Annotated in this window: 18 protein-coding genes and 1 tRNA gene; 8 read left to right on the top strand and 11 right to left on the bottom strand. The window is 61.4% G+C overall.

Annotation, left to right across the window (positions count from 1 at the left end):
* The first annotated feature begins 122 nt into the window (after positions 1–122).
* Positions 123–689 carry a manganese efflux pump MntP family protein gene (locus tag KY495_RS14235; RefSeq protein ID WP_219880064.1) on the top strand — a complete coding sequence of 189 codons (567 nt, stop codon included), beginning with the start codon at positions 123–125 and terminating at the stop codon, positions 687–689.
* Between the two features lie 66 nt (positions 690–755).
* On the opposite strand, the gene KY495_RS14230 is transcribed toward KY495_RS14235, so the two are convergent.
* A tRNA-Met gene (locus KY495_RS14230) sits at positions 756–832 on the bottom strand.
* 163 nt (positions 833–995) lie between these two features.
* Here KY495_RS14230 and KY495_RS14225 point away from each other — a divergent pair.
* The 5 genes from KY495_RS14225 to KY495_RS14205 all read left to right on the top strand — a co-directional run bounded on the left by KY495_RS14225 (position 996) and on the right by KY495_RS14205 (position 5,275).
* A complete protein-coding gene (locus KY495_RS14225) occupies positions 996–1,583 on the top strand; it encodes an NUDIX hydrolase (RefSeq protein ID WP_219880063.1) in 588 nt (195 codons plus the stop codon).
* Complete coding sequence (gene aat / locus KY495_RS14220) at positions 1,580–2,308, top strand: leucyl/phenylalanyl-tRNA--protein transferase (RefSeq protein ID WP_219880062.1); 729 nt, start codon at positions 1,580–1,582, stop codon at positions 2,306–2,308. Before KY495_RS14225 ends, aat begins: the two co-directional genes overlap by 4 nt.
* Positions 2,309–2,388: 80 nt before the next feature.
* A complete protein-coding gene (locus tag KY495_RS14215; RefSeq protein WP_219880061.1) occupies positions 2,389–3,117 on the top strand; it encodes an arginyltransferase in 729 nt (242 codons plus the stop codon).
* Between the two features lie 72 nt (positions 3,118–3,189).
* Entirely contained in the window at positions 3,190–4,242 is a 1,053-nt protein-coding gene (locus KY495_RS14210) for a quinone-dependent dihydroorotate dehydrogenase (RefSeq protein WP_219880060.1), read from the top strand.
* Positions 4,229–5,275 (top strand): aldo/keto reductase, encoded by a 1,047-nt coding sequence (locus KY495_RS14205; protein ID WP_219880059.1) that lies wholly within the window; start codon positions 4,229–4,231, stop codon positions 5,273–5,275. Before KY495_RS14210 ends, KY495_RS14205 begins: the two co-directional genes overlap by 14 nt.
* A 34-nt stretch (positions 5,276–5,309) precedes the next feature.
* Here KY495_RS14205 and KY495_RS14200 read toward each other — a convergent pair whose 3' ends face one another.
* From KY495_RS14200 to KY495_RS14170, 7 genes are all read right to left on the bottom strand, one after another.
* Positions 5,310–6,251, bottom strand: a complete 942-nt coding sequence (locus tag KY495_RS14200; protein ID WP_219880058.1) for a CysB family HTH-type transcriptional regulator — start codon at positions 6,249–6,251, stop codon at positions 5,310–5,312.
* Positions 6,248–7,321 carry a sulfate/molybdate ABC transporter ATP-binding protein gene (locus tag KY495_RS14195; protein ID WP_219880057.1) on the bottom strand — a complete coding sequence of 358 codons (1,074 nt, stop codon included), beginning with the start codon at positions 7,319–7,321 and terminating at the stop codon, positions 6,248–6,250. The genes KY495_RS14200 and KY495_RS14195 overlap by 4 nt, the downstream gene beginning before the upstream one ends.
* Positions 7,318–8,184 carry a sulfate ABC transporter permease subunit CysW gene (cysW, locus tag KY495_RS14190; protein WP_229518301.1) on the bottom strand — a complete coding sequence of 289 codons (867 nt, stop codon included), beginning with the start codon at positions 8,182–8,184 and terminating at the stop codon, positions 7,318–7,320. Before cysW ends, KY495_RS14195 begins: the two co-directional genes overlap by 4 nt.
* A gap of 8 nt (positions 8,185–8,192) precedes the next feature.
* A complete protein-coding gene (cysT, locus tag KY495_RS14185; protein ID WP_219880055.1) occupies positions 8,193–9,032 on the bottom strand; it encodes a sulfate ABC transporter permease subunit CysT in 840 nt (279 codons plus the stop codon).
* 122 nt (positions 9,033–9,154) lie between these two features.
* Positions 9,155–9,928 carry a sulfite exporter TauE/SafE family protein gene (locus tag KY495_RS14180; RefSeq protein ID WP_219880054.1) on the bottom strand — a complete coding sequence of 258 codons (774 nt, stop codon included), beginning with the start codon at positions 9,926–9,928 and terminating at the stop codon, positions 9,155–9,157.
* Positions 9,929–10,066: 138 nt separating this feature from the next.
* Entirely contained in the window at positions 10,067–10,705 is a 639-nt protein-coding gene (locus KY495_RS14175) for a peroxiredoxin (protein WP_219880053.1), read from the bottom strand.
* A gap of 184 nt (positions 10,706–10,889) precedes the next feature.
* Positions 10,890–11,273 (bottom strand): diacylglycerol kinase, encoded by a 384-nt coding sequence (locus KY495_RS14170; RefSeq protein ID WP_219880052.1) that lies wholly within the window; start codon positions 11,271–11,273, stop codon positions 10,890–10,892.
* A gap of 163 nt (positions 11,274–11,436) precedes the next feature.
* Here KY495_RS14170 and KY495_RS14165 point away from each other — a divergent pair, with 163 nt between their 5' ends.
* Entirely contained in the window at positions 11,437–12,219 is a 783-nt protein-coding gene (locus tag KY495_RS14165) for an IclR family transcriptional regulator (RefSeq protein ID WP_219880051.1), read from the top strand.
* Here the strand turns inward: KY495_RS14165 and KY495_RS14160 are convergent.
* The 3 genes from KY495_RS14160 to KY495_RS14150 form a co-directional block, all read right to left on the bottom strand.
* Positions 12,184–13,296: a serine hydrolase gene (locus tag KY495_RS14160; RefSeq protein WP_219880050.1), complete on the bottom strand. Its 1,113-nt coding sequence runs from the start codon at positions 13,294–13,296 to the stop codon at positions 12,184–12,186. The genes KY495_RS14165 and KY495_RS14160 overlap by 36 nt on opposite strands.
* A 234-nt stretch (positions 13,297–13,530) precedes the next feature.
* Positions 13,531–14,226: a nitroreductase gene (locus KY495_RS14155; protein WP_219880049.1), complete on the bottom strand. Its 696-nt coding sequence runs from the start codon at positions 14,224–14,226 to the stop codon at positions 13,531–13,533.
* Positions 14,227–14,234: 8 nt separating this feature from the next.
* Complete coding sequence (locus tag KY495_RS14150) at positions 14,235–15,140, bottom strand: DMT family transporter (protein ID WP_219880048.1); 906 nt, start codon at positions 15,138–15,140, stop codon at positions 14,235–14,237.
* A gap of 357 nt (positions 15,141–15,497) precedes the next feature.
* On the opposite strand from KY495_RS14150, the gene KY495_RS14145 reads away from it, so the two are divergent.
* The gene (locus KY495_RS14145) at positions 15,498–16,064 is read left to right on the top strand and encodes a phasin family protein (RefSeq protein WP_219880047.1); all 567 of its coding nucleotides are present in this window, start codon (positions 15,498–15,500) and stop codon (positions 16,062–16,064) included.
* The last annotated feature ends 418 nt before the right edge of the window (positions 16,065–16,482 follow it).

Genomic DNA, 16,482 nt, shown 5'->3' with positions numbered 1-16,482 from the left:
TATGCGGACACCAACCGGGCCACTCGTGCGAAAATTCGGTGCGCTACCGACCGGGTGCGCGCTGCATGCCCGGTGCGGTCAGCGCCAATGCAGGGCAGCCTGCGTTTTTTTAAAGTGTTCCCATGAATCTTGCCGCCACCTTCGCCCTGTCCCTCGCCATGTCCACCGACGCCTTTGCGGCGGCGGTCGGCAAAGGCGCGGCACTGCACCGGCCCAACCTGAAAGAGGCGCTGCGCACCGGCCTGATATTCGGCGTCATCGAAGGGATCACCCCCATCATGGGCTGGGCCATGGGGCGGGTGGCGGCGCCGTACGTGCAGGCCTGGGACCACTGGATTGCCTTCGGCCTGCTGGTGGCGCTGGGCCTGCACATGATCGCCGCCGGCATCTCGCCCGAGGAAGAACAACAGGATAAACCGGCCACGCATGGATTCTGGACCCTGGCCATCACCGGGTTTGCCACCAGCATCGATGCCATGGCGGTCGGCGCCAGCCTCGCCTTTTTGGGGGAGAACATCCTGCTGACGGCGGCCGCCATCGGCCTGTCCACCTTCATCATGGTCACCATCGGTGTCATGGTCGGCCGCGCCCTGGGCGCGCTGGCGGGCAAGCGCGCCGAGATCGTGGGCGGCATCATCCTGATTGTCATCGGCGCACTGATCCTGTACGAGCACACGCGGGCCGCTTGAACATTCGCCTGCCAGGCGCAAATCAAAAAGCCGCCAATCCTTTGCAGGATTGACGGCCTTGGAATCTGGTTGCGGGGACAGGATTTGAACCTGTGACCTTCGGGTTATGAGCCCGACGAGCTGCCAGACTGCTCCACCCCGCGTCTGTATGTCGCTATTATAGGGACTCCCGCCGATTTAGGCAATATCAATCTATAGTTCATGTGCGATAGCAGCAGATAAATGGCCGCAGGCAAGGCTTTCCGGAACCGCCACCCCGAGCGCAATCGGTGTAAAGTAGGCATATATTCAATCTTACGGTTTGCCATGAAATTTTGTTCCGAGTGCGCCTCCCCGGTCGCGTTAAAAATTCCCGAGGGCGACAATCGGCCGCGCTATGTGTGCGCCCAGTGCGAGACCATTCATTATCACAATCCAAAACTGGTCGTCGGCTCGATACCCGTGTGGGATGTCGACGGCCAGACGCGCGTGCTGCTGTGCAAACGTGCCATTGAACCGCGCCTTGGCTACTGGACCCTCCCGGCAGGCTTCATGGAAAACAACGAGACCACGGCGCAGGCGGCAGTGCGCGAGACGGAAGAGGAAGCCGGGGCCAATATCGACATCGGCGCATTGTTCAGCCTGCTCAACGTGGCCCAGGTGCACCAGGTCCACCTGTTTTACCTGGCCCGCCTGCGTGATCTGAATTTCTCAGCGGGCATCGAAAGCCTCGATGTGAGACTGTTTTCGAAACACGAGATCCCCTGGGACGAGCTGGCGTTTCCCACCATCCGCACCACGCTCGAACTATTCTTCGCTGACGAGGTCAAAGTGCGCGAAACGGGTGCGCGCTTCAATTTCCACACCCAGGACATTGCGCGTCCCATGCGCCTCCCGGACCCGTCCGACTCATGATTCCCTGGCTTGAGCGTCATACACCGTTTCCCGATGTGTCCAATGCGCTGACCGTGGATGCGCCGGGCCTTCTGGCCGCCGGCGCCGACCTGTCGCCGCAGCGTTTGCTGGCAGCCTACCAGCGCGGCATCTTTCCCTGGTTTTCCGAGGGCCAGCCTATCTTGTGGTGGAGCACCGACCCGCGCATGGTCCTCATGACGGACAACTTCCGCGTCAGCGCCAGCCTGCGCAAGGCCCTGCGCCGGGTGCAGCGCAGCATGGAGCAACAGGGATGCTGGGAAGTGCGCTTCGACAGCGAGTTTGAAACTGTCATGCGGGCCTGCGCGGCGCCGCGCAAGGACGAGCCCGGAACATGGATTTCGGAAGCCATCATCGACGGTTATACCGGTCTGCACGAGATGGGCTACGCCCATTCCTCGGAACTGTGGCTCGATGGCGAGCTCGTCGGTGGCGCATACGGCGTATGTATCGGGCGCATGTTTTATGGCGAATCGATGTTTGCCCGCGTGACCGATGGCTCCAAGATCGCGCTTGCCTTTCTGGTCGACTTTCTGCGCAGCCAGGGCGTGCAGATGATCGATTGCCAGCAAGAGACTGACCACCTGGCCTCGCTCGGGGCCGCGCCCATTTCCCGCTCGGCATTCCTGGAACACCTCGGCAAGGCCATTCACGAGCAGCCGGTGACGGGCTGGGATGCCCCGCCACGCTTGCGAGGCACGCGGTAAAGACAGCAAAGTTTCGCTACAATGGACCCTGACGCAGTCGCCGCCAGCAGCACGCACACGGACACCACTGGAAGCCATGCATGACGCATTTAAACGACCTGCCCTTCTCGACGCTGCAGTTCTACACCACCGCGCCCTACCCGTGCAGCTACCTCGACGCGCGCCAGGCCCGTTCGCAAGTGGCCACGCCGTCCCACCTGATCAACGCTGACGTGTATTCCGAACTGGTGCAAAACGGCTTTCGCCGCAGCGGCATCTTCACCTATCGGCCGTATTGCGATGGCTGCCAGGCTTGCATTCCCGTGCGCGTGCGCGCGGCCGACTTCCAGCCCAGCCGCGCCCAGCGCCGCGCCTGGACACGCCACGCCAGCCTGGTCACCACTGTCGCCAACCTGAGCTTCTCGGACGAGCACTATGCGCTCTACCTGCGCTACCAGACCACGCGCCATGTGGGCGGCGGCATGGACCAGGACAGCCGCGACCAGTACGCCCAGTTCCTGCTGCAAAGCCGGGTCAACACGCGCCTGGTGGAGTTCCGCGACCCGGAAGGCGTGCTGCGCATGGTGTCCATCATCGACGTGCTCTCCGACGGTCTCTCGTCGGTGTACACCTTTTTCGACCCGGACGTACCCGGCGCCTCCTTCGGCACCTACAACGTCATGTGGCAGATCGACCAGGCCCGCGCGCTGAAGCTCCCTTACGTCTACCTGGGCTACTGGATCGAGCAAAGTCCCAAGATGGCCTACAAGACCAACTTCCAGCCGCTGGAAGCGCGCATGGGCGGGATCTGGACCATGCTGCGGCGCTGACGGCCACCGGAAGCTGTGCCGCTACCGCCCGCGCACGGTAAAATGCCGCACCAGTTTCCAATTGAGCACTCCATGTCCGACAAATTGTTGTACGCGCTGACCCGTCCCCTGCTGTTTTCGCTGAACGCGGAAGCGGCCCATAACATCACCCTGCCCGCCCTGCGCCGCGCTCACGCGCTTGGCCTGACGGCGGCAGTGCCGAAGATCGCCCCCGATCCGCGCACCGTGATGGGACTGACATTCCCCAATCCGGTGGGACTGGCGGCGGGCCTGGACAAGGATGGCGCCTACATTGACGGCCTGGCCGCGCTGGGCTTTGGCTCGATTGAGGTGGGCACCGTGACCCCGCGCGCCCAGCCGGGCAACCCCAAGCCGCGCATGTTCCGCCTGCCGTCCAAGCGCGCCATCATCAACCGCATGGGTTTTAACAATGGCGGGGTGGATGCCTTTGTCGCCAACGTGCAGGCTTCGAAGTTCTACCAGAATAAGGAAGGCATCCTGGGCCTGAACATCGGCAAGAATGCATCGACCCCGATCGAGAATGCAGTGGATGACTACCTGCATTGCCTGGACAAGGTCTATCCCTACGCCAGCTACGTGACGGTCAACATCTCCTCGCCCAATACGGCCAATTTACGCCAACTGCAGGGCGCATCGGAACTCGATGCTTTGCTCTCGACTCTCAAGGCGGCGCAGCTGCGCCTGGCCGACCAGCACAAGCGCTACGTGCCGCTGGCGCTCAAGATCGCGCCAGACTTGATGGCCGACCAGATCAAGGTCATTGCCGACACCCTCCTGCGTCACAAGATCGACGGCGTCATCGCCACCAATACCACGCTCAGCCACCACAAGGTCGACCGCGTCAAGCACGGGAACGAACAGGGCGGCGTGTCGGGCGAGCCGGTGTTTGAGCTGTCAAATATCGTCATCCGCGCGCTCAAGGCGGAGCTGGGTGATGCGGTGCCGATCATCGGCGTGGGCGGCATCATGAGCGGGCGCGATGCGGCGGCCAAGATTCGCCTCGGTGCGCAGCTGGTGCAGCTGTACTCGGGGCTCATTTATGCAGGGCCGGCACTGGTACGCGACTGCGCCAGGGCGCTGAGGGAGCAGCATGGAAAAGCGTAAGCTCGGCAGCACTGAACTGAAGGTGTCCAAGGTTTGCCTGGGCAGCATGACCTTCGGTGAACAGAACAGCGAAGCGCACGCCCACAGTCAGCTTGACTACGCGCTCGAACGCGGCATCAACTTCATCGACACGGCCGAGATGTACCCGGTGATGCCGCGCGCGTCCACCCAGGGCAGCACCGAAACCTTTATCGGCACATGGCTCAAGAAGAGCGGGCGTCGTGGCGAGGTGGTACTGGCGACCAAGGTGGCGGGCCCGAATCCGGCCATGTACTGGATCCGCGACGGCAAGAACAATCTGGACGCGGCCAACATCCGCGCCGCCCTGGAGGCGAGCCTGAAGCGCCTGCAGACCGACCATATCGACCTGTACCAGCTGCACTGGCCCAGCCGTAACGTGCCGATCTTCGGGGCCAGCGATTTCGATCCCGCGCGCGAGCGCAACTGCGTGGCCATTGAAGACACGCTGGCGGTACTGGCAGACCTGGTCAAGGAAGGCAAGATCGGCCACGTGGGCGTGTCCAACGAAAGCGCGTGGGGGATTTCGGAATACATCAAGCAGGCCGAGATGCACGGCCTGCCGCGCATCGCCACCGTGCAGAACCTGTACAACCTGACGGCGCGGACCTTCGAGTCGAGCCTGATGACCGAGACCTGCTATCGCGAACAGGTCAGCCTGCTCGCTTACAGCCCGCTGGCGTTCGGGCAGCTGTCGGCCAAGTACCTTGACAATCCGAAGGCGCACGGGCGCCTGACCATTTTTCCCGCCAACTGGAGCCCGCGCTATGTGCGTCCCGCCGTGCTGGCGGCGGTGGCCGAGTACGCGGCGCTGGCGCGCGCCAATGGCATGACCCCGGCCCAGATGGCACTGGCGTGGTGCTATTCGCGCTGGTTCGTGGCCTCGACCATTATCGGCGCCACCACCATGGCGCAGCTGAAGGAAAACATCGATGCCGCCGATACGCTGCTGTCAGCGGAGGTTGAAGACGCGATCGGCGCGATTCACGCGCGCATCACCAATCCCGGCGCGTGAGACCTGAGGGCAGCGATACACCCACGCCGCCCTTTCAATCGCGGCCCGGCAATGCTTCCTCGTTCACCAGCCGGTCAATCTCGGCGCGCGAGACCTCTGGTGCGAACTGCGAAATGAAATGGTAGGCGTACTTGCGCAGGTATGCTCCACGCCGCAGCGCCAGCCGTGTGACATTGGGCGCAAACAGGTGCGAAGCCTCCACCGCGCGTAGGCCCTTGTCGCGGCCGTGGTCAAACGCCATCGAAGCGACAATCCCCACCCCCAGTCCGAGCGACACGTACTGCTTGATCACGTCCGAATCCATGGCCGTCAGCACGATGTCGGTGGTCACGCCCGCCGCTGCAAACGCAGCATCGATATGACCGCGGCCCGTAAAGCCGACGTCGTAAGTAATGAGCGGGAATGCGGCCAGGTCTTCGAGCCGGATCGGCGTGCGGTTCAACAGGGGATGCCCGTCCGGCACCACCACCAGGTGGCTCCAGCGATAGCACGGGAACGACACCAGATCCGGGAACTGCGACAGGCCCTCGGTGGCGATGCCGATGTCGGCCTTGCCCGATAAAACCCATTGCGCGATATGCTCGGGAGAACTTTGCTGGAGCGCGATGCGCACTTCGGGGAAATCCTGGCGAAATGACTGCACGACTTTCGGCAAGGCGTAGCGTGCCTGGGTGTGGGTGGCCGCGATGGTGAGCGTGCCGCTGTCCTGCCCCGCGTAATCGAGGCTGGCCTGCTGCAGGTTTTCCGCCTCCACCAGCAGGCGCTCGATGATCTTGAGGATGCCTTTGCCCGGCTCCGTGAGACCGGTCAGACGCTTGCCGTTGCGCTCGAATATAACGACGCCCAGCTCTTCTTCCAGTTCGCGGATCTGGCGACTCACGCCTGGCTGCGACGTAAACAGCGCGTTGGCCACCTCCGTCAGGTTATAGCCGCGGCGTGCCGTTTCGCGTATTGAGCGCAGTTGTTGAAAGTTCATATCGATGCTCCCTGGTCCACGAATACATGCATGCGCCGCGGCCGCACCACCAGGGTGTCGCCCTCCCTCAGCTGCAGCTGGCTGAAGCGCTCGTTCGGGATGACCGCTTCAATGAGCTCGGCGTTGTCGGCGCGCTCCAGGTCCAGCTGCGCCAGCGGACCAATTGCATGCGCGCGGCGCAGCTTGACGACCACGCCCTCTGCACCAGGGGTGTAGCGGTCGATATCGAGTTCGTGCGGCCTCACGTAGGCGATACCGCGGCCATCCTGCACGCCGGCGTGATCGGGCACGGTGAAGCTGACGTCGCCGCTGGCCAGCACTCCCTCGTGTACCCGGCCATGGAACAGATTGACATTACCCAGGAAACCGAACACGAAGGGCGAAGCGGGGTGGTTGTAGACCTGGTCCGGCGCGCCAAGCTGCTCCACCCTGCCCTTGTTCATCAGGACCACCTGGTCGGCCACTTCCAGCGCCTCTTCCTGATCGTGCGTGACGAAAATGCTGGTGACATGCAGTTCGTCGTGCAGGCGGCGCAGCCAACGCCGCAGTTCCTTGCGTACCTTGGCGTCGAGCGCGCCGAAGGGTTCGTCGAGCAGCAGGACGCGTGGCTCCACCGCCAGTGCGCGGGCCAGGGCGATACGCTGGCGCTGCCCCCCCGAGAGCTGCGGCGGGAAGCGCTCGGCCAGCCAGTCCAGCTGCACCAGCTCCAGCAGCTTCATGACTTTTTCCCTGATCTGGGCCTCGCCCGGGCGGTCCTTGCGCGGCTTGACACGCAGACCGAAGGCCACATTCTCGAACACGCTCATATGCTTGAACAGTGCATAGTGCTGGAACACGAAACCCACCTGGCGCTCGCGCACATGGCGTGCCGACGCATCCTGTGCGTCGAGCAGCACCTGGCCCGCATCCGGATGCTCCAGGCCTGCGATAATGCGCAGCAGCGTGGTCTTGCCGCAGCCGGACGGCCCAAGCAGGGCTGTCAGTTCACCCTGCGGGAACTGCAGCGACACATCGTCGAGGGCGACAAAGTCCCCAAAACGCTTGTTGATGTTGCGTACTTCAATGGTCATGATGCGTGCTCCAGATTGCGCGCCTCTGCCTGGACCGGGTCGGTCTGGCGCAGGCGCCATTCGATCAAAGATTTCAGTGCCAGCGTCACGAGCGCCAGCAGCGCCAGCAGCGAGGCGACGGCAAAGGCGGCCGCGTACTGGTACTCGTTGTAGAGGATCTCCACGTGCAGCGGCATGGTGTTGGTGTGGCCGCGGATATGCCCGGACACCACCGATACCGCGCCGAATTCGCCCATGGCGCGGGCGTTACACAAGATCACGCCGTACAGCAGGCCCCACTTGATGTTGGGGAGGGTGACATGCCAGAAGGTGCGCCAGCCGGAGGCGCCCAGCACCAGCGCCGCCTCTTCTTCCTCGGTACCCTGCGACTGCATGAGCGGAATCAGTTCACGCGCCACGAACGGGAAGGTGATGAACACGGTCGCCAGCACGATGCCAGGCACCGCAAACAGGATCTTGATGTCATGCTCTTCCAGCCACGGCCCGAACCAGCCCTGGGCGCCGAAGATAAGTACGTAAATCAAGCCGGAAATCACCGGCGAGACCGAAAACGGCAGGTCAATAAGCGTCAGCAGCACACTCTTGCCGCGGAAGTCGAACTTTGCGATCGCCCACGCGGCGCTCACACCAAACACGAGGTTAAGCGGTACCGCGATAGCGGCGGCAATCAAGGTGAGCTTGATGGCCGAGACGGCATCTGGATCGGTAATCGCTGCCACGTAGGCTTCCCATCCCTTGTCAAGCGCCTCGGCAAACACCGCCACCAGGGGCACCAGCAGGAACAGCGTGAGAAAAGCGAAAGCGATGGCGAGCAGCGTGCGCCTGACCCACGCCGGTTCGAGCACGGTCGATGGTTTGTTCATGGCGGCGCTCATTTCTTGCCCGCCCGTTTGCGCGTCCAGGCCTGCAGCAGGTTGATCGTCAACAGCATGAGGAAGGAGGCAACCAGCATGACCACCGCGATCGCGGTCGCTCCCGCATAATCGTACTGTTCCAGCTTGGTGATAATGAAAAGCGGTGTGATTTCGGAGACCATCGGCATATTCCCGGCGATGAAAATCACGGAGCCGTATTCGCCCGTGGCGCGGGCAAAGGCCAGCGCGAAACCGGTGAGCATGGCCGGCATGATTGCCGGGAAGATGACGCGCACGAAAGTCTGGCCCGACGTAGCCCCGAGGCTGGCCGCCGCTTCTTCCAGTTCACGTTCGGCGTCTTCCAGCACCGGCTGCACGGTACGCACCACGAACGGCAGTCCAATGAAGGTCAGCGCCACCACTACCCCCACGGGCGTGAATGCCACCTTCCAGCCCACCGCTTCCAGGTACCGGCCAATCCAGCCATTGGCCGAATACAGTGCCGCCAGGGTGATGCCGGCGACCGCGGTCGGCAGCGCGAACGGCAGGTCCACCAGCGCATCGACCAGACGCTTGCCGGGAAACCGGTAGCGCACCAGCACCCAGGCCACGATGGCGCCAAAGATGACGTTGATGCCAGCGGCAATCAGGGACGCGCCAAAGCTGAGGCGGTAGGAGGCCATGACGCGGTCGGATGTCACAGCGCTCCAGAACGCTTCCCAGGTCATGGTGAAGGTTTTCAAGAACACCGCCGACAGCGGGATCAGGACAATCAGGGCCAGGTAAAAAATAGCGAAGCCGAGGGACAAGCCAAAACCGGGAAGAACCCGGGGCGGCTTGCGTGGAATGGTGGGCATACGACCTCTTATAACGTATTGATCTAATGAGATCTAATATTCGCACTAAGAAGTCATAAAGGAAACGAAGCTTTCCTCATTTCCATAGTCGGTTTTTGTATGAGGAGGCGACCGAATTCCTGCTAGTGCATCAGCTTGAACGCAACGCCGGTCAGGGTCATGGCCAGCAAGCCCCGCAGGAATTTTTCCGGCACGGCGCGGGCAAACCACGAGCCGATGGTAATGCCGGGCAGGGAACCGATGAGCAGCATGCCAAGCAGGGCCCAATTGATCGACCCCAGCCACCAGTGGCCGAAGGCGGCAATGGCGGTCAGCGGGACGGCATAGGCAATGTCGGTGCCCGCCACCTCTGCTGAAGAAAGGCGCGGATAGAGCATGACCAGCAAGGTCGCGCCTACCGCGCCTGCGCCAATTGACGAGATCGTGACCAGTATGCCCAGCACGGCCCCCGCGATGACGGTGGCGCGGCTGAGCGACTGCCCGTGCAGCTGGCGCTCGGGATGGGCATTGAGCCAGGCCAGCATTTTGCCCTTGAACAGGATGGCCACCACGGTCAGCATCACCGACACGGCAATGGAATAGCGGATGAACTGGCCGACACGCTGGTCGACCGTGCCGAAATATTTCAATGCCAGGGTGGTCGCCACGGCAGCGGGCAAGGCGCCGATGCACAGCAGCTTGACGATATCCCAGTGAACCGTTCCGCGCAGGCGGTGGGTGAAGGTGCCCGCCGTCTTGGTAATGGAGGCAAAGGCCAGGTCGGTGCCGACGGCAACCGAGGGCGAGACACCGAACATCAGCGTGAGGATGGGCGTCATGAGGGAACCACCGCCCACGCCGGTCATGCCGACCAGCAGGCCAACGGCGAAACCGGAAATGATGTAAGTGGTGTTCATGCAAAGCCCCTAAAGTAGCTGCAAGGGTAAAGGGGCTCGGCAGTATTGCAAACGACAGAAAGCTTATTTGCTTATGCGCGGGACAGAAACAGTCTCCCGGGGCCGGACCGGGACTGCCCGGCCCGTCCGCCGATGGGCTTATTTGTTTGGCTGTGGTGTCACGCGCAGGTAGGGACGGACAGCGGTGAAACCTTTCGGATACTTTTGCTTGAGCACGTCAGGGTCCTGCACCGTCAGCGGAATGATGACGTCATCGCCATCTTTCCAGTTGCCCGGCGTGGCCACGGTATGGGCATCGGTCAGCTGCAGGGCGTCGATGACGCGCAGCACTTCGTCGAAGTTGCGTCCCGTGCTCATGGGATAGGTAATGGACAGGCGGATCTTCTTGTTCGGATCGATCACGAACAGCGAGCGCACGGTGGCCGTGGCCGACTGCTCGGGGTGGATCATGTCGTACAGCGTGGCCACCTTGCGGTCGGCGTCGGCAATGATGGGGAAACCCACCACCGTCTGCTGCGTTTCTTCAATATCCTTGATCCAGCCAAGGTGGCTCTCGGTCGCATCAACCGACAGGGCAATTGCCTTGACGTTGCGCTTGTCAAATTCCGGCTTGAGCTTGGCGGTCAGGCCCAGCTCGGTGGTGCACACGGGCGTGAAATCGGCGGGATGCGAAAACAGGACCACCCACGAATTGCCTGCCCATTCATGAAACTTGATCGGCCCGACAGAGGAATCTTGCTCAAAATCCGGGGCGGTATCACCAAGGCGTAATGACATATGTTTCTCCGTTAAATGAATGAATGAAAGAATGCAATCGTGCCGAAAAAGCCAGACACCTATTGTGTCCTGTTGCGCAGGGCAGCGCAACACCTCACTTGCATGGCTTGCGCCCGGGCGTTCATGGGAGTATGTGGCACGCCGGCACGCCAGTGCTGAACGGGCGGACCGTGGGCGGGCGTACTTAGTAGAAGCGGCTGTACAGCACCACTGCCCAGGCGGCGGCGGCGAACAGGATAGCGAGCATCACCGCAGCGCTGCCCATATCCTTGGCATTCTTGGACAAGGGATGGCGTTCCAGGGAGATACGATCGACGATGGCTTCGATCGCGGAATTGAACAGCTCCACGATCAGCACAAACAGCAAGGAACCAATCAGCAGCAGCTTCTGGAACCCGGAAATGCTGAGCGACATGGCGATGATCACGCCAATCACGACCACCACCACTTCCTGGCGGAAGGCGTGTTCGTTGCGGTACGCCGCTTTCAAGCCGTCCATGGCATAGCCGGCGGCAGGCAGGATACGGCCCAGGCCTCGTTTGCTTTTGAATTCGCTGACAGGTTCCATCGGGATCTCGTTTTCAATTTGACATGCAATGCCGCATTATGCCCGGCCTGTGCACCGGCAGCCACAAGAGAGTTGCCGGACCAGCGGTCCGCAGCCGGATCTGTCGCACATTTTCACATTATGGTATAAAGTAAATTAAATACCGCACCGCACCAACCACATTATGAAAATCGACAACCTAGAAGCGCCAAAGACCTCGATCCAGGTCATCGAACGCATGGTCGCCCTGCTCGATGCCCTGGCCAACTATACCGACCCCGTCAGCCTCAAGGAGTTGTCCAAGGTCTCCGGACTGCATCCATCGACGGCGCACCGCATTCTCAATGACATGGTGATCACGCGTTTTGTGGACCGGGTCGAACCGGGCACCTACCGCCTGGGGATGCGCCTGCTGGAGCTGGGCAACGTGGTCAAGAGCCGCCTGTCGGTGCGCGAAGCGGCGCTCGACTTCATGCGCTCGCTGCACAAGAAGACCCAGCAGACCATCAATCTGTCGGTGCGCCAGGGCGACGAAATTGTGTATATCGACCGTGCGTTTTCGGAGCGCTCCGGCATGCAGGTGGTGCGCGCCATTGGCGGGCGCGGGCCGCTGCACCTGACTTCCACGGGCAAGCTGTTCCTGTCGGTGGACGAACCAAAAGCCATTCGCGCCTACGCCACCCGTACCGGGCTGGCGGGACATAACAAGAACTCGATCACGGATTTGGGCAAGCTCGAGCGGGAGCTGAGCCTGGTGCGCACGCGCGGCTATGCGCGCGACAATGAAGAACTGGAACTGGGTGTGCGCTGTATGGCGGCAGGCATTTATGATGACTCGGCCAAGCTGGTGGCGGGCCTGTCGATCTCGGCGCCGGCCGACCGCTTGCAGGAAGAATGGCTGGACGACCTGGTGACGACCGCCCGCCAGATTTCAGCCACCCTCGGTTATACCGGAGGCGGGCTGTGAGCGGATAATGCTCATGCTGCTTTCGGGCACGAACGCCTCCAGCCAGCGCTTGACGCGGCCGGCGTCCGCCGTGCGTGACTGCTTGCCCTTTGAATCGAGGAATACCATGATCACGGCGCGGCCCTGGATCATGGCCTGCATCACCAGGCAGCGTCCCGCTTCATTGATGAAGCCAGTCTTTTGCAAGCCAATGTCCCAGTCCGGCATCTTCACCAGGTAGTTGGTATTGTTGTACTGCAGGGTGCGGCCACCGGCATGGACCACCGAATTCGGATCGGTCGAATACTGGCGCAGCAAGGGCTTTTGATAAGCATACGATACCAGTTTGCCCAGGTCGCGCGCACTGGCGACATTGCGGCTCGACAAGCCACTGGAATCGACGTAGCGGGTATCCATCATGCCCAGCTCGATCGCCTTGGCATTCATGGCTGCAACAAAACCCTGCACTCCGCCCGGATAATTGCGCCCCAGGGCTGCGGCCGCGCGGTTTTCAGAACTCATCAATGCGAGATGGAGCAATTCGCCCCGCGTCATGCGCGTGCCCAGCCGCAGGCGCGAGCCGGTGAACTTTTCACGGTCGACATCGTCGTCGGTCAGCGTCAGCACTTCGTCCATGTCCTGGTTCGCTTCCACCACGATCAGGCCGGTCATGAGTTTGGTGATCGACGCGATCGGCAAGGCGATATTGGCGTTCTTTTCAAACAATACTTCAGAATTGTTTTGGTCCAGCACCAGCGCCACGCTCGACGCGAGGTCGAGCGGATCGCGCGTCAGGTTCAGGCCGGCGCGGTCGCCAGCGGTCATGCGCACCACGGGCGCCGCATAGGTGCGGGTGCTCTCGGCGCGCTGGTAGACCACCTTGCGCTTGCCGCGCACCGTGATCACGCGGCGAATTTTCTCGCCGCGCGGTGCGGCCGACTGGCGCGCAACTGCCTCGCGCCGCTTGAAACGGGCTTTGCCGGCAGTGGCCTTCTTGACTTTTGTTACCTTGACACCGCTGTCAGCGCGCGCTGCACTGGCCGGTGGCGTCAGGGCAAACATCATGGAAACGAGGGCGCTCAGAACAAGCTTGTACATCGGGGAATCCTTTACGGCAGTGGTGCAGGCTCATCGCAGTCTAACAAAGCAGCAGATGAGCGCAAGCGAATCCAATCGTGTGGGACACGAATTTTGCAGCAGCGCAACGATTCATTATGGAAGCGATATTTTATGTGATCGCAATCATATTGATTGAGTCCAAGGTCAACCTCATTCCTGGTGAACATGGCAAGCCGCCGACGTGACGCATGCGGCGGGCCGTTCGATCAGCACTCAGCCGTGGAAGCGGGCGAATTCGCTCACGGCTGCGCGCTCGGTGACCAGCGTGCTTTCAATTCTGGACGGATCGGCTACGCCAAGCGCCATTCCGCACACTACCATTTCACTGTCCGGCAAGGCCAGCTGCGCCTCAATGATCTTGTGATATTGCGTAAAGGCGGCCTGCGGACAAGTGGCCAGCCCCCTGCCGCGCGCGGCGATCATGACGTTTTGCAAGAACATGCCATAGTCGAGCCAGGACCCCTGCTCCAGCACCCGGTCGATGGTAAAGATCAATCCCACGGGTGCATCGAAAAAGCGGTAATTGCGGCCATGCTGGGCATGCATGCCAGCCTTGTCCTCACGCGTGAGACCCAGCAGGGCATACAAATCCCAGCCCACCTTGCGGCGCCGGTCAATATAGGGCGACACCCACTCGCGCGGATAATAGGCGTACTCTTCGGTGTGGGTGGCAGCGACGGCCGGATTGTCGTGCGCGGCCAGGATTGCGGCCGACAAGTCAGCCTTGCGCTGGCCGGTGAGAACATGGACTTTCCACGGCTGGGTATTGGTGCCCGACGGCGCCCGTGCCGCCACTGCCAGGATGCGCTCGATATCTTCGCGGGCCACCGGGTCGGGCAGAAAGGCGCGGATGGACCGGCGGCTTGTGATGGCCGCATCGACAATGTCCTGCTCTTGACTCACGATCATTGCTACTCCTATTTTTTTACAACACACACGACGCCCAGCACGGCGACGGCCATGCCGGCCGCCCCAAGCAGACTGAACGCTTCTCCAAACATCAGCCAGGCCATGACGGCCGTGGTGGGCGGGGTCAGGTACATCAGGCTGGTCACGACCGTCGCCTCGCTGCGCCGCAGCAGCTTAAACAGCAGGAACAATGCCCCGATCGACAGCGCCAGTACAGACCACAACAGTGCGCCAATGAAGCGCGGTGTCCACTGCACCGAGGACAGGCGCCAGTCCAGCTGCTCGAAGGCCATGGCCAGGGGCAGCATCAGCAGCGCCGTGGCGCCAAACTGGATCACGGTCCCGCTACGCAGATCGAAGCGAGGGCAATAATGGCGCTGGTACATGGTACCGGCCGTGATGCACAGCAGCGCCAGCAAGCAATAGACAATGGCCAGCGTGGACAAGCCCACCAGCGTTATTTTCGCATACACCACCAGGGCCACGCCCGCCAGGCCCAGCACGAGACCGATCCACTGGCGGGCGCGGACCGATTCACCGATCAGGGGCGCCGCAGCGGCAGTCAGAATGGGCTGCATGCCGACGATCAGGGCCGTCAAGCCGGCCGGCATGCCGAGCTTGATCGCACACCACACGCCGCCGAGGTAGCCTGCCTGCAGCAGCAATCCGGCCACGGCAATGTGGCCCACTTGGCCCGTCGGCCACGGTGCCTTCCAGAACAACACGACCGGCATCAGCAGCAACAGCACACACAGGCAGCGCAGCAGGATAAAGGTCAGCGGTGGCGCGTACGGCAGGCCGAATTTGGCCACGATAAAGCCGGTACTCCACAATAAAACGAAAAACAGGGGAATCACACCACGGGCCAAGTTCGATTGTCGCGCCGCAACATTTTTAGCGATAAAGATTGACATAGATCAAGCGATGGCGGTTCTGCTGATGAGAAATTGCACTGGATCACTTAGAGTGCTCAGGCGGGACAGCCCAGTCTAGCACGCCCTTCCGAAAGACGTTTCCACAGGCCATCGATGCAATCTGTCACTGGCGATTGCCGAGCGAAAATACCTTTAAAACGCCCGAAACATTCGATGCGTCACGCCATGGTGCACCGCACAAGATTCGCTTGACTCATTGAACAAACTGCGTAGAATGGACCTTGTTGCGCTGCACAATCCACCGTCAGCCATGCATTTTGATGCACCTGGGCACGCTGCCCGCCGTGAAACGCTAGAAGCAGTTGTCAACAACGATGTCTACATTGGAGAAACCATATGTTTGCAATCCCTGAGCAGTTTTCGAACGCCACCAAAGCCAACTTCGAATCGCAGTTCGCCATGTTCTCGAACCTGACCTCGAAAGCCTTCGAAGGCATGGAAAAGCTGGTCGAGTTGAACATGACTGCCGTCAAGGCCACGCTGGAAGAATCGGCTGCCACCACGCGTCAGCTGCTGTCGGCAAAAGACCCACAAGAATTTTTCTCGCTGACCAGCGCCCAGGCGCAGCCAACGGCTGAAAAGGCGATGTCCTACGGTCGTCAGGTCGCGGCCATTGCCACTGGCACCCAGGCAGAATTCACCCGTGCCGCCGAGCAGCAAGTTGCCGAAACCAGCCGCAAAGTCATCTCGCTGGTGGACGAAGTGACCAAGAACGCGCCAGCCGGCAGCGAAAACCTGGTTGCCGTGGTCAAGGCTTCACTGACCAACGCCAACGCTGGTTACGAGCACCTGAGCAAGACTGCCAAGCAAGCTGCAGAAGCTGTCGAGACCAACGTCACGACCGCCATGAACCAGTTCGCGCAAGCCGCCCAGGGCGCCGCCGCCCGCGCCACCAAGCAGTAATCGTCCGCTTGCTGGTCCCCAAAAAGCCGCGTCGTGTACGCGGCTTTTTTACGTCGTGACGCCAGGCTTGCCTTCCCGGCGTGGCCTCCCCTCGTGGTCAGGCCTCCCCTCGTGGTCAGACCACTTAGACGAGGAATCTGCAACACCTCACTTCCCCCTCGTGGTCAGACCACTTAAACGATGAATTTGCAACACTGCGATTTGGCCCTGGCGCCGCTAGCATGAATCAAATTTGGCTCAGCAATTCTAGACACGAATTTTCACCAAGTTCGCCCAAAAACTTTCCAAAGACGCTCCGAAGTGGTCTGACCCTGGCTATAAGAAATTGATCTCGCCATTACCTTCGGGGTCAGACCACTTAATCGATGATTTTGCAACACTGGAATTTGGTCAGTGTGCGTCTGCGCCTAATTCCATT

This window comes from Massilia sp. PAMC28688 (assembly GCF_019443445.1).
In the GTDB taxonomy this organism is placed as follows: Bacteria; Pseudomonadota; Gammaproteobacteria; order Burkholderiales; family Burkholderiaceae_D; genus Telluria_A.
The sequence above is the reverse complement of the archived record's forward strand: the minus strand, read 5'-3'. Positions and strand labels throughout refer to the sequence as shown.

Bases quoted from the DNA above. Each gene is read 5' to 3' on its own strand.
- KY495_RS14235 (WP_219880064.1), top strand. From the start codon at position 123: ATGAATCTTGCCGCCACCTTCGCCCTGTCCCTCGCCATGTCCACCGAC.
- KY495_RS14225 (WP_219880063.1), top strand. From the start codon at position 996: ATGAAATTTTGTTCCGAGTGCGCCTCCCCGGTCGCGTTAAAAATTCCC.
- aat (WP_219880062.1), top strand. From the start codon at position 1,580: ATGATTCCCTGGCTTGAGCGTCATACACCGTTTCCCGATGTGTCCAAT.
- KY495_RS14215 (WP_219880061.1), top strand. From the start codon at position 2,389: ATGACGCATTTAAACGACCTGCCCTTCTCGACGCTGCAGTTCTACACC.
- KY495_RS14210 (WP_219880060.1), top strand. From the start codon at position 3,190: ATGTCCGACAAATTGTTGTACGCGCTGACCCGTCCCCTGCTGTTTTCG.
- KY495_RS14205 (WP_219880059.1), top strand. From the start codon at position 4,229: ATGGAAAAGCGTAAGCTCGGCAGCACTGAACTGAAGGTGTCCAAGGTT.
- KY495_RS14200 (WP_219880058.1), bottom strand. From the start codon at position 6,251: ATGAACTTTCAACAACTGCGCTCAATACGCGAAACGGCACGCCGCGGC.
- KY495_RS14195 (WP_219880057.1), bottom strand. From the start codon at position 7,321: ATGACCATTGAAGTACGCAACATCAACAAGCGTTTTGGGGACTTTGTC.
- cysW (WP_229518301.1), bottom strand. From the start codon at position 8,184: ATGAACAAACCATCGACCGTGCTCGAACCGGCGTGGGTCAGGCGCACG.
- cysT (WP_219880055.1), bottom strand. From the start codon at position 9,032: ATGCCCACCATTCCACGCAAGCCGCCCCGGGTTCTTCCCGGTTTTGGC.
- KY495_RS14180 (WP_219880054.1), bottom strand. From the start codon at position 9,928: ATGAACACCACTTACATCATTTCCGGTTTCGCCGTTGGCCTGCTGGTC.
- KY495_RS14175 (WP_219880053.1), bottom strand. From the start codon at position 10,705: ATGTCATTACGCCTTGGTGATACCGCCCCGGATTTTGAGCAAGATTCC.
- KY495_RS14170 (WP_219880052.1), bottom strand. From the start codon at position 11,273: ATGGAACCTGTCAGCGAATTCAAAAGCAAACGAGGCCTGGGCCGTATC.
- KY495_RS14165 (WP_219880051.1), top strand. From the start codon at position 11,437: ATGAAAATCGACAACCTAGAAGCGCCAAAGACCTCGATCCAGGTCATC.
- KY495_RS14160 (WP_219880050.1), bottom strand. From the start codon at position 13,296: ATGTACAAGCTTGTTCTGAGCGCCCTCGTTTCCATGATGTTTGCCCTG.
- KY495_RS14155 (WP_219880049.1), bottom strand. From the start codon at position 14,226: ATGATCGTGAGTCAAGAGCAGGACATTGTCGATGCGGCCATCACAAGC.
- KY495_RS14150 (WP_219880048.1), bottom strand. From the start codon at position 15,140: ATGTCAATCTTTATCGCTAAAAATGTTGCGGCGCGACAATCGAACTTG.
- KY495_RS14145 (WP_219880047.1), top strand. From the start codon at position 15,498: ATGTTTGCAATCCCTGAGCAGTTTTCGAACGCCACCAAAGCCAACTTC.